This window comes from Vibrio sp. 10N.222.49.C9, from assembly GCF_041474985.1.
In the GTDB taxonomy this organism is placed as follows: domain Bacteria; phylum Pseudomonadota; class Gammaproteobacteria; order Enterobacterales; family Vibrionaceae; genus Vibrio; species Vibrio crassostreae_C.
Map to the genome: position 1 here is coordinate 33432 of NZ_JBFRVD010000020.1, position 12044 is coordinate 45475.

Sequence of the window (12044 nt, forward strand, 5' to 3'; positions counted from 1 at the left end):
CATTTGATTTCATATCGTTTGTTCACCCCGCCTCTTTTTAATAGAAAACTGAACGCATAACTATCAAATTAATACATTCTTAATTCCTCCTTAAACTCCGTCTAGCCCCATTCCCCAACTCATTGAACCAAATACTAAAAGCAACAAATATGCGCTTTAGTGAATTTTGCATTGTTTAGGTTGTTGTATTTTTGTAGTCTATTTTGTGAAATTACATTCAAGTAAAATCCAATCTAGTCGATATATATAATTACAAAAACACGATTAACTTTAGTCTTCGCAAAGCCTGTGAGAAGGGGAAAACTCAATGAAATTTAGCCATAAGGTGGTTGCTGCATCATCAGCCTTGCTGCTAGTGACAGTATCATTGCTTTCAATACAACAACTTTACACTGTAAGAAGTGCAGTAGAAAACCACGTCAATGCGAGCCTGAAAGAGATGGTCTCGGGCGTGAAAAATACCGTCGTATCGGAGATGAACGCCAAGAAAGCGTTGGCTCAATCGACGACTGAAGTCATCGAGATCAACCCTGAAGATCGCGCTTACGTTAAAGAAATCTTAGAAAAGCCAAAGCTTAAAAACAGCTTCCTAGCGGTTGGTTTTGGTTATGAAGCAAACGGTTTCGTTATTGAAAATGATGATGGTTGGGATGCCGGTCCAGACTACGACCCACGAATTCGTCCTTGGTACATTGATGCTAAATCCAAAAACAGTTTAGTTGTTACCGCTCCTTATGTGGATGCATCAAGTAAGAAAGTCATCATATCAGTAGGTACTCCAGTTAAAGACAACGGCCGCTTTACTGCGGGTATGTTCTACGACCTAGAATTGACGAACCTTGCTACCTTGGTCAACCAAGTGAACTTGTTTGATGCGGGTTACCTGTTCCTAGTAACAGCCGACGGCACCACGATTGCTCACCCAAATGCGAAAAACAACGGTGAAACGCTATCAAGCTACATGCCACAAGCGACTATTCGTGAAGGCTCTCAAGAAATTGAAGTCGACGGCAAAATGTTCCTAGTTAATTTCACCCACATCCCTAGTGAAGATTGGTATATAGGTGCAATCCTCGATGAAGAGATCGCGTTCCAAACCGTTGAAGAATTGAAGAACAGCTCAATGATCTACTCGTTGATTGCAGTTATTCTCAGCATCATTGCACTGACTGTTCTGATTCGTGTGTTAATGCGTCCACTGGATGCGCTTAACCAAGCCATTCAAGATGTGGCGAGCGGTCAAGGTGATTTAACTAAGCGCCTAGATACCAACACAGACCAAGAGTTCTCTGACCTAGCGAAAGGTTTCAACACCTTTACTGAAAACCTGCAAAATCAGATCATTCAATCGAAAGCGATTGGTGTTGAAATTAAGCGTGGTACTGAAATCACGGTTAAAGGTGCAGGCGAATCAGCGAAAGCGATGAATACCCAACTGGAAGAGCTTGAACAGTTAGCGACTGCAATGAACGAGATGGCGGTTACTGCAACTGAAGTTGCAAACAATGCTCAAGGCGCAGCAGCGGCAGCCCGTGAAGCAGACGAAGCAACGCTAGACGGCACATCTGTCGTAAGTGACACCACTCAAGCGATTGATAACCTTTCAGCACGTATCGACCAAGCGGTTGCCGAAGTACAAGTACTTGAATCAGCAACAGCCAACATCGAAACAATTCTAAAAGTAATCAACGATATTGCAGACCAAACCAACCTACTGGCATTGAATGCGGCTATTGAAGCGGCGCGTGCTGGTGAATCAGGCCGTGGTTTCGCAGTCGTTGCCGATGAAGTTCGTACTCTGGCACAACGTACTCAAGAATCAACTACGGAAATCCGCAACATGATCGAGCAGCTCCAAGCGGGTGCAAGCTCAGTATCGAACGCGATGAACCAAAGTAAAGACACAGCCACTGACGCCGTTGAACGCGCTCAGCAAGCGAACTCTTCACTTGACCGTATCCGTGACGCGATTCAACGCATCTCAGATATGAACATCCAGATTGCTTCAGCGGCAGAAGAGCAGAGCTTAGTAGCGGAAGAGATCAATAACAACACTGTTAAGATCAAAGACCTTTCAACACAAGTATCAACAGCGGCCCAAGAAGCGAATACCGCAATGCAGCAGCAAACTGACAATGTTCGCCAACAAGACGAGCTATTGAATAAGTTTACGGTTTAACCAAGGTTTGGCTCAGTTGCCGTTTGGCTGAGTCGCCATTTGGTTTAGTTACCGAGCAATAGCTTAAAATAAAAAGCCCCGATTACTGATTGCCAGTAAGCAGGGCTTCTCTTTCTAGTCTATCCAAGTTAACTCGTGACAGGCTTCAATTCATTCGTCGTTAACATCATGCATTGGTTCGATTCCACCTTGATGGTTAAATCCTTACCAACACATTCAAACACATCATCCGACAGTAAATCGGTTACCGCACCAGTCCAATTTAATGAGGCTGTTTTGCTTCGCTTCGACTTGTTGATCACCACAATGCCTTTATCGCCACGGACAAACACCAACAAATCATCATTCGCTTCAACCACACGCATCGCTTCGCCATGAACATGGTTATGGAATTGAATCATGCTTTTCATGTAAGGCGCTTGCCAGTCGTTAAGCCAACGAGGCTGACCGCTCTTGTCCAGAATACCGCTGGTGCTCAGTTCACTGTAAACAAGCGGCACACCGCCGTCTCGACCAAGAATGAAAGCATGAGCCAATCGCTCATCCACTTCATCCATCACATGCTCCAAAAACACCTCGTTATTGGGAATATCATGAGTGACCGCAAACGTGATCGCTCGCATATTCGACAGAGCCTGACCAAAACAGTATGGGTTAATCAAAGACTTAAAGCTGCCCTGCTCTTCAAATGCTTTGAAGATGGTGTTGAACAACGGGAAATCGTAAGCGCCTAAGCGAGTGTGTTTAAGATAAGGCTCAAGGAACAGCTCATACTCTTCTTCTGTTGCGCCGCCATCGGTAATGATCTCACCGAAGATGTGCATTTCTTCGCAGATGTCATCAGTCCACACCTTGCGTAGATGTGCCAGTGTCATGTGCTTTGCCGCGTCAATGCGAAACCCTTTCACACCAATCTCTTTCAGTGCTTTTAGGTAGGCTCTTTGCTGTGCCACCACATTATCGTTATCAAGCAGCGTTGGCAGGCCAGGGTCGCTCGCGCCACCGGTAATACGCCCGTTTTGCACTTCCCAAGTGTCTTTCCAGTTCTTGATGCCAAACGCCTCCACGAAGTCGTTCTCATCAAAAAGAGGCTCAGAAAGGTCACCAAACAAACGTATGGATTCATAATAGTCAGCATCTTTTTGATAAGACGCCATGTCTTGCTGATTGGGATACGTTAGATCACCGCGGATACCCGATTCGTTGGCCATGTGGTTGAACACCACATCCACATAAGTACGAAGCCCATGTCGCTTTAACGTGTCGACCATCGCTTTAAAATCTTGTGTGTCACCCAACTGATTATCGATCACACGATAGTCTTGGGGCTGATAGCGTTGCCACCATTGAGTACCAGAATTTCGATCGCAACCTTTAGGGCCGCGCAGCGATTTCATCGCCGGTGATACTAAAACAGATTTATAACCCAACTCTTGGATCAGTGGGGCGTTCTTCATTACGTCAGCGTAGCACCAGTCAAAGGCATGCAATATGACATCTGTCGCTGGTTTGCTTAACATAGCTGAACTCTCCATGTTGTTCTCCTACCAAACTCGTTTACAGCTTTTTAGAAAAGGCAAAGGCTAAAAGGCAAAGCTGCAATAAATTTCCTCAAGAATGGCATTTATTATATGAGTTACTCATTAAAAACCCTCCTCCTCCTACCAATTACTCACGGTGGATGGTTGAGGGCGTAGCACCAATTATCGCATAACGTCTGGGATGAACACTCAACCGTAGTGCTTTAAAACGCGCACAAAAGTCACAAAAAAGGAGCGTATATACGCTCCTTTTATTCAATCTAACACATATTTATAACTAAGTTCTGTAAAGAACCTTCACGACGTGCCAGCCAAATTTTGTTTTCACAAGGTGTGGTACAAGCGTCTCGCCAGAGAAACAAACCTTATCAAACTGAGGCACCATTTGACCTTTTTTGAACTCACCTAGGTCGCCGCCCTTTTTACCAGATGGACAGGTTGAATGTTTCTTCGCTAGCGTTTGAAATTTAGCGCCCTTTTTAAGCTGCGTCATGATGTCTTCTGCTAGTTCTTTATGCTTCACCAAAATATGAAGCGCTGCTGCTGTTCTTGCCATGATAATTCTCAGTTTGTTGCTGTCTGCTTGTCGACTAACCATCGACAGCGAGTATTTAGCGTGATTTTAACCCAAGAACCGCTATTCTTCACTCTATAACCGAAAACAACTGCCTTAAAGGCCATTAAAAACCGCATCGCGACTTGCTGCGGCTTCCATTTCCCTTTAAATTAATCCTTATAAATTAAGCGCGTATTAAGTAGGAGCCACTTATGGCCAAACCGATCAGTAAAGCGAGTCAGTCACAGGGAATGTTGATGTTCAAGTTGTCCCTCACTCAAAGTTTTGCGATTGGCACGCTTAAGGTCAGAGAAATCGTCCCTTTTCAGCCGATGACTCAGATCCCCTACTCCCATCATCACGTGATTGGTACAGTGACTATCCGCGACCTTACAGTTCCTGTGATTGATATGTCCGCTGCGATTGGCTTCCGTCCGATAACACCCGCTGAATACCAAGATTGTGTACTCATCGTTACTGACTGTTTGAGAACAGTTGTGGCGTTCTTGGTTCGTTCAATTGATAAAATCATTGAATGCGACTGGAAGAGCATTGAATCTCCACCCACCAGTGTGGGTCGCAATGTGTTTGTAACGGGTATTACACGTTTTGAAGACCGTATTGTGCAAATGCTCGATGTGGAACTGCTGCTTTCTAAGATCTACCCAGCTTATGAGAATGCTCATATCCCGATGCTGACCGATGTAGAAAGGGAACGCCTCAAAGCATTGAACATCTTATTAGTGGATGACTCTTTGATTGCACGTAAACAGTTATCTGATGCCTTAGACAGCATCAACATCCCTTACAGCATATGTAACAACGGCTTAGATGCCATCGACCTAATGCGACGCCAAGCCAGCGCTGGCAATGCCATTGATCTTCTGGTGAGTGATATCGAGATGCCGGGATTAGATGGTTATGAGCTTGCATTTGAAGTGCAAAACGACAGCGCTTTAAGTCACGCTTACTGTATTTTGCATACCTCACTGTCCAGTGAGATCTGTGTCGACCGTGCTAATCAGGTGGGGGCGCATGAAGCGCTTGAGAAGTTCAACGCGGGTGAATTAATCGAAGCTATGCTACGCGGCGCAAAAGTCTTAAACGGCGCCTCTACGGCTGCTTAGGCTCTGTTATAGAAGCTAAACCTGGCATAGTGCTCAATGGTTTAGCTTCTTAGTCTCTTCTTTCTTCAAATCTTAATAAGAATAGAGCTAACCGTTAGTCTTTGTTTTCTGGCATAGACTTTTTCGGCATAGAGTAGCTCTTACTCACAAATTCCACTTCCTCGACTTCATTCACATGATTGGTAAAAGAGGCCAATGCATAGAGAGTGTTCGCGACTAGGTTGGCGTATTTAAAAAGAATCGGGTCTGGCGACTTTTTGCTTTCATGATGTTCAATACTCACCAAAGCTCGCACAACTTTCTTAGCCTGACAACGACACAAGTGAAGTTCACTAGACACTCGGTGTCCACCGGGTAAGACAAAGCCTTTAAACCCCCCTTCTAACTGCTCACGGATACGATGATAATCTTGCTTGAGCTCGACCAATTCAGACTCGGTGATGGCAAGCTTACCGCGCACAGAGCCATTCAAATGGTAGATGTTTGGCTGCAAGCGTTGCAGGATCTCACGAACCTGAGGCTCTAGCTCTAAAGACAACACCAATCCAACTCGGCAACAAAGTTCATCCGACAAAATCTCAAAATCACAGATAGGACTGTCTTCATAAATAAACGGGTAACAGAACTCGTCCCAATCTCGACTTACTGGTTTCACGTACCGATCCTTACATATAAATAGTCATCAAACGCCAATATACCAAACTCTTTGATTTAGACATAAAAAAGCCCTCACATTGGAGGGCTCCTAAAGAAATCGATTAAACGAGATTACTCGTTAGATACTTTTTTGTGACCTTCTTGTAGGTGAACGAAATCCACCAGATCGTCGCCTGACACTTGGTATGCCTGACCAAAGCCTTTAACGAACAGGCCGTTCTCAGCTTTAAGGTTAAACAGAGAGAAGTCTTGAAGTTGGCTCAAACCATCAATGATTTCACCAAAACGCTCTTGCATCTGGCCAATCACTTGAGTCCAAAGTTCCGTTTCACGCTCCACAACACTTGCTTGAGCATCAAACGTTAAACGTTTACGTGCGTAAAGTTGCTTCGAGCTCTCTTCGTCTTCAATCATCATCAAAGAGACCTGAGGGTTCGCTTTCAAGTTGCGAGCATGACGAGCAATATCAGAAATTAGAACAAAGTAACCTTCTTGGTTCTGAACGAAAGGTGCGTAACTTACGTTCGGGCGACCTTCTTCATCAACCGTTGCAAGTTGAAGGGTACGGCGCTCTTGGCGAAACTCTTTAATTTCTGGACCTAGGCGACCTTGTAGACGTTCTTGTTTTACTTGCTGTTCCATGGGTAATTCCTTTCTTCACTTTCTCTGATTTATTATTTTTGCCCAAGGTTGAGCGATCATTAGCGAACTAAACGATCCTAGAGCATTGATGTCTTGTTTAAGCCAGTTGGCAACCCTATGTAAGATTGCTGCTGATTATTTACTGTAAATTGAACTTAAGCTTGTTCTTTTAGCGCTTTGAAGCGTTCTACTTGGTCGGCAATAAGCTCACGCTTTTCGTTGCGGCCTAGGTAAATCTTAAAAATGTTCTCACCGGTTTCACTGAAGAAGCCGAAGTAATGACTTTCACGACCCATGAACGCCTTGCTCACCAAACCGATATGTTTAACGTTATCCAGTTTTAGGTGGCCATGAAGCTCGCCCTCTTTGCCCATCAGGTTGTAGTAACCACGCGCTACTTTACCTTTCGGGAATGGCGCTTTTACTTCAAAGATAGAACCAAATGAATGCACGATAGTGGTCACAGGGCCCCAACCCACTAAACCTTCTAGAATCTCTTGAGCACGGCTGCCATCGAGCATTACCGCCATGTCGTTTGGAAAAGCAGCAACCACTTCAACTTCTGAAACACCTAGCTTCTCAGCAATTGCTGTTGGCAGTAGTTTTGGCTCTTCTTCTAAAATTAGAGCTACGCGTTGTTCTAGAGTTTCTGTCATTTCTAATGTTGTATCTGTCATTGAATATGTTTCCGTATAAACGAGTAATTTGCGTAAGTTATAAACTAAAAATTCGATATTAGGCGTGCTTTAAACTTGCATGCGGGTGTACGCCCGAACCTGACGTTTTAGGCGCTGGGTGCATAGCTTGGTATTCAGCGTTAAGCACTTGAATCACACTCTGCGCTAGGCTTACCGCCCAAAAACTGCCAGCAATAGTCAGGCTCAGATAATCTTCCGAAAGCTCAACCAAACCGTTCTTTTCCCAATGCGCGAACAAAGGCTTAAGGTAGTCGAACGTGTCTTGTCCCATAAAGCTCGGTAGCGTACTTCTTCTAACAACACCAGAATCGAAACCTGCCTTTAATGTTGAGAAGATAGGCTCTAATGAGCTTTGCTTAGTCATCATGGCGATAGGTAATTGACCTTGCTTTATAGACTCCATGTAGCTGTCTAAAGTTCGATGCTGCATCACACCATGGCCACCGATGTTGCCACCAGCGCCACAACCAATGGGTAGAACTTCGGCATAAGTCTTCGCTAAGCTGTTGTAAATGCTGCGTTCGCGGTTATCACGAGTCCAGTGGTTTACGCTGAGTTGCTTAACCTTATTTTTTGCCATGAACTCCACACCCGCCAAATACATGCTCGCCTTGTCTGGCGTATTCGCAGGCGGTGGGATTTTTCCTTTCTCAACAAGATTAAGCATAGGTGCATTGCCCGCAACAATCAGTTGGTAGAGGTCAATGCCGTGTGCACCAGTAGACATGTAGTCTTCTAAATCTTGTTGGAACACTTCCATAGATTGGTGTGGTAATCCGTATAACAGATCAAGAACGATTGGCGCTTGCTCGGTGCGGCTTAGTGAACTGATACGTTCTAGCACAACCTCTCGGTCATCTAGGCGCTTAGCACTGCGTCGAACTTGAGTATTGAAACTTTGAATACCGAATGAGAAACGATTGAAGCCACCTTCAAGCGCACGATCAAACATCTCGTCACCAAATCGATTGATGCGCCCTTCCAATGTCATCTCAACATCGTTTGCTAGTGGGAAATATTGACGAATCGCTTTACCCAGCTGCTCAACTTGTTGAGACGACAAATCGGTGGGAGTTCCGCCACCAATATAGACGGCGTGAAATAGTCCAGACTGAGCCCAAGGTGTTTTGGCTTTCTGCTTTAGCTCGACCATCAGTGCATCGAAATACTCATCCACTAATTTACGGCTTGCGGCATTTTGGAAGAAATTGCAGAACGTACAACGCACACGACAGAAAGGAATGTGGATATACAAGCAACGCGTATCCTGTTTTTTCCCTTCACTCAGCATCAGTTCGTCAAAGAGTTCTAACTTCTTACTGGGGTCGACCGGAATTGAACTTCCTCCGGCGTGTGCAGAATGCTTTTTCGCAAACGCAAAACGAAGCGGATCAGGGCTAGAAACGCCCAAGATTGATTCGTCAAATTTATAAATATTAAGACTCATATAATCTCTCTAAACACTTACATAGCAAAGTCTGGAAGACTATTCGCTAAAAACTGAGAGAATCATAAATACACGCAAATGATAATGCAATTGATAATTGATCTTATTTAGATTCTAAGCAATAATCCGATACAGAATTTTGATTTGGTAAAGGATTGATTGTGAACGTTCCTAGATATGTTATTGCAGGCGGTGCATCGTTAGTGATTCATGCCGCGTTGTTGTTTGTCGCTCAAGAATCCAAAGTATTTGCGATGCCTGCAGGTAGCCAATCGAACACGGTATCGATCAACTTCACTCCTAAGAGCGTTCCTTCACAAGCTCAGCAAAAAACAATCACAGAGCCAGTTAAACCTGAGCCAATAAAAGAAACCGTCTCACAAGCCGAACCAAAAACGGTTGAGCCAAAGCAAACTAAGCCAACCCCAAAGAAAAAAGCGATCACCAATAAACCTCAACCAAAGAAAGTTGAGAAAAAAGTGATTGAAAAGAAGGCTGTCGAGAAAAAGCCTGTTCAAAAGAAACCAGTGACTGAGAAAAAGGTGGTGAAGAAAGAACGCCCAGAGCCAGCCACTCAACCAGAGAAACTGGCCGACAAGAAAGTCGATAAGAATATGGACGAATCTGCCAACCAGTCTCAGGAAGTAAACCAAGGCGTATCAAACCAAGAGCCGGTTTTAGTCACTAAGCCTTCGTTCTCTGCGCGTCCTACCCCACCGAATTACCCTCGCCAAGCAAGACGTCGTGGCGTTGAAGGTGTCGCGACTTATGAGATCTGGCTAGACGCTGAAGGCAAACAAATTAAACAAGCATTAGTAAATTCATCAGGCGCGCTAATGCTCGATAACGCCGCATTAGATGCCATTAAACAATGGAAATTCTCACCTCACACTGTCAATGGTCGAGCGATTGCTCACCGAGTACAAATACCTGTTCGTTTTAGGTTGGATTAATCATGCAACAAATCAGTTACTTACAAGATCAACTTGGCTTAATGACTTGGCCTCTTCTTATCTGCTCAGCATTAACAGCAATGATCATCGCTGAACGTGTCTTCCAAGTCATGCTCAGCATTGGTGTGGGCAAACGTGCCATTCGTCGCGAGTTAAACCAAACCTCACCAACCAACAGCAAAGAGATTGAAGCGCTTGCTCAGTCGATTTCAGGTAAACGCCCGCTCTTGTACAAGGGCGTGTCAATGTTGCTTGCTCACCACTCTTTCTCAAAAGGGTTACGTGAAGATGCCGCTGGGATCTGGCTACAAGAAAAACGCCACCAGCTTCATGCAGGTTTAAGACTGCTTGGTTTGATCGGCGTGATCAGCCCACTCATCGGCTTGCTTGGTACGGTACTTGGTCTTATTGAGATGTTTAAAGGCGTTGCCGCGACAACAGGCAGCATCACGCCTAATGATTTGGCAGACGGTCTTGGATTAGCAATGCGAACCACAGCAGCAGGTTTGATGATTGCGCTTCCTGCTATTTCTGGTGCTCAGCTACTAGGGCTATGGGCCGATCGAGTGCTGGCTCAATTGGAGCATACATTGAACTATGTGAATGTGTGGCTAGAAGGCATGTCGATTCAAACCAATCAGTCTGATGATACTCAAGGTAAGCCTATCAACAAAACCTCTATCGGTGATGTGAGTCAAGCATGATTAAAACGCCCCACTCATCTCACACACAGAGCCTAGCGCCAGACTTAACACCGCTGCTCGACATCATTTTTATCGTGATGGTTTTTCTATTGCTTACGGCATCGGTAAAGCTGGAATCGCTAGAAGTTGAGCTGCCAAGCTCGGATGTTAAAAACGTTTCTGAAGTCCACAAGGATTCAATTAGCGTCAATATTTTAGACCGCGAACCCTACTGGGCAATTAACGGCCAAGAATACATCGACTGGGAAAACTTCAAGATTGCGCTGTTAGAAGAGACTGGTTCAACGGATAAAAAACCGATCATCATTGGCGCAGATAAAGCCGCTAACGTGGAGAACCTAGTGAAGTTGCTTTCATTCCTTCAAGAAAACGGAATACCAGCGACTCAATTGCTCACGGACGATGGATAGAGCGACACTCAATTTTCACGAGGTTTGGCTTCTGGTTGATAAAACTAAACAAGCAGACTAAGCCTCTCTATCGATTCGAACTCACAATGCGAACGGACTGCTCACTGAGTATCTTCGCGATACAAAAAGAAAATATAAAGAACTTATTATGAACAACTTAAACGTGCTCAATAAATTAAAGACCAAGACACCTCTTCTTTCATTAGCTGCAATCAGCCTGGCACTTAGCGCACCCGCAATGGCCAACGACGCTGAACAACCTCGAATCATCAGTGCTGGTAGTGCCGTTACTGAATTGGTTTTGGCATTAGGTGCCGAAGAGCAGTTAGTCGCGATTGATGTGACCAGCCACTTCCCTCAAGGAGAAAACCTGCCAAAGATTGGTTATCACCGAAACCTGTCTGCTGAAGGTCTACTCGCCCTAGAGCCAACCACATTGATTGGCTCGGATGAAATGGGACCAGACAACGCTATCTCTCAATTAAAATCGGCAGGCGTCGATGTAGAGATTGTTAACACTGAAGCAAACGTGGAAGGGCTATTAAAGCGTATCGACCAAATCGCAAAGATCACCCATACCGAAGACCACTCGCAGCAAGTGAAAACCGATGTGAATCAAAAGATCGCAGCACTGAAAGCGAACCAAGTACCAAGCAACGAAGCGAAGAAAGTTCTATTCCTGTTGCTGCATGAAGGTCGCCCTGCCAACGTTGCTGGCGGTGAAACATCACCAAACGCAATCATCGAGTTAGCTGGCGGTATCAACCCTGCCGCTCAGAGCTTAACGTCTTACAAGCCACTTTCAATGGAATCACTCGTTGAGATGCAACCTGATGTCATTTTAGTAAGCGGCCGTAGTTATCAAAAAATGGGCGGCGCAGATGCCATCCTGAAATCACTGCCTATGCTAGCGGCAACGCCTGCAGGTATGAACAAGCAAATCATTACCGTAAATGGCAGTGCTTTGGTTGGCGGGCTTGGCCTAGAAAGCCTCTCTGAAGCAAAGCGTCTAAACGCACTTATCTACCCGCTATAACTCAACCACCCTATTTCTGCTATCGCTAATTCGCTTCCCTCACCAACTGACTCACGCTGTTGTTGAAGGAGGTCGAAGTTAGCGATAGATATTG

The 12044-nt window shown here is 45.0% G+C and carries 12 protein-coding genes; 6 read left to right on the forward strand and 6 right to left on the reverse strand.

The window, feature by feature from the left end; all coding sequences use genetic code 11:
• Positions 1 to 307 precede the first annotated feature (307 nt).
• Complete coding sequence (locus AB4585_RS08495; protein ID WP_017062748.1) at positions 308 to 2179, forward strand: methyl-accepting chemotaxis protein; 1872 nt, start codon at positions 308 to 310, stop codon at positions 2177 to 2179.
• A gap of 128 nt (positions 2180 to 2307) precedes the next feature.
• On the opposite strand, the gene AB4585_RS08500 is transcribed toward AB4585_RS08495, so the two are convergent.
• Positions 2308 to 3714, reverse strand: coding sequence for an alpha-amylase family glycosyl hydrolase (locus AB4585_RS08500; RefSeq protein WP_017062749.1), 1407 nt, complete (start codon positions 3712 to 3714; stop codon positions 2308 to 2310).
• A gap of 283 nt (positions 3715 to 3997) precedes the next feature.
• A complete protein-coding gene (gene ppiC, locus AB4585_RS08505) occupies positions 3998 to 4318 on the reverse strand; it encodes a peptidylprolyl isomerase PpiC (RefSeq protein ID WP_017630085.1) in 321 nt (106 codons plus the stop codon).
• 170 nt (positions 4319 to 4488) lie between these two features.
• Between ppiC and AB4585_RS08510 the strand changes: the two genes are divergently transcribed.
• Positions 4489 to 5403 carry a chemotaxis protein gene (locus tag AB4585_RS08510; RefSeq protein ID WP_017062751.1) on the forward strand — a complete coding sequence of 305 codons (915 nt, stop codon included), beginning with the start codon at positions 4489 to 4491 and terminating at the stop codon, positions 5401 to 5403.
• Between the two features lie 94 nt (positions 5404 to 5497).
• Here AB4585_RS08510 and AB4585_RS08515 read toward each other — a convergent pair whose 3' ends face one another.
• From AB4585_RS08515 to hutW, 4 genes are all read right to left on the reverse strand, one after another.
• Positions 5498 to 6058, reverse strand: a complete 561-nt coding sequence (locus AB4585_RS08515) for an ATP--cob(I)alamin adenosyltransferase (protein WP_048610703.1) — start codon at positions 6056 to 6058, stop codon at positions 5498 to 5500.
• Between the two features lie 113 nt (positions 6059 to 6171).
• Positions 6172 to 6702, reverse strand: coding sequence for a heme utilization protein HutZ (hutZ, locus tag AB4585_RS08520; protein ID WP_004731858.1), 531 nt, complete (start codon positions 6700 to 6702; stop codon positions 6172 to 6174).
• A gap of 155 nt (positions 6703 to 6857) precedes the next feature.
• Positions 6858 to 7379, reverse strand: coding sequence for a heme utilization cystosolic carrier protein HutX (hutX, locus tag AB4585_RS08525; protein ID WP_016784265.1), 522 nt, complete (start codon positions 7377 to 7379; stop codon positions 6858 to 6860).
• A 58-nt stretch (positions 7380 to 7437) separates the two neighbouring features.
• Entirely contained in the window at positions 7438 to 8847 is a 1410-nt protein-coding gene (gene hutW, locus AB4585_RS08530; protein WP_372154655.1) for a heme anaerobic degradation radical SAM methyltransferase ChuW/HutW, read from the reverse strand.
• 161 nt (positions 8848 to 9008) lie between these two features.
• Between hutW and AB4585_RS08535 the strand changes: the two genes are divergently transcribed.
• From AB4585_RS08535 to AB4585_RS08550, 4 genes are all read left to right on the forward strand, one after another.
• Positions 9009 to 9800, forward strand: a complete 792-nt coding sequence (locus AB4585_RS08535; protein WP_372154654.1) for an energy transducer TonB — start codon at positions 9009 to 9011, stop codon at positions 9798 to 9800.
• Positions 9801 to 9802: 2 nt separating this feature from the next.
• Entirely contained in the window at positions 9803 to 10504 is a 702-nt protein-coding gene (locus AB4585_RS08540; RefSeq protein ID WP_065583702.1) for a MotA/TolQ/ExbB proton channel family protein, read from the forward strand.
• The gene (locus AB4585_RS08545; RefSeq protein ID WP_017062756.1) at positions 10501 to 10914 is read left to right on the forward strand and encodes a biopolymer transporter ExbD; all 414 of its coding nucleotides are present in this window, start codon (positions 10501 to 10503) and stop codon (positions 10912 to 10914) included. Before AB4585_RS08540 ends, AB4585_RS08545 begins: the two co-directional genes overlap by 4 nt.
• A gap of 148 nt (positions 10915 to 11062) precedes the next feature.
• On the forward strand, positions 11063 to 11950 hold the full coding sequence (locus AB4585_RS08550) for a hemin ABC transporter substrate-binding protein (protein ID WP_017062757.1): 888 nt from the start codon (positions 11063 to 11065) through the stop codon (positions 11948 to 11950).
• The last annotated feature ends 94 nt before the right edge of the window (positions 11951 to 12044 follow it).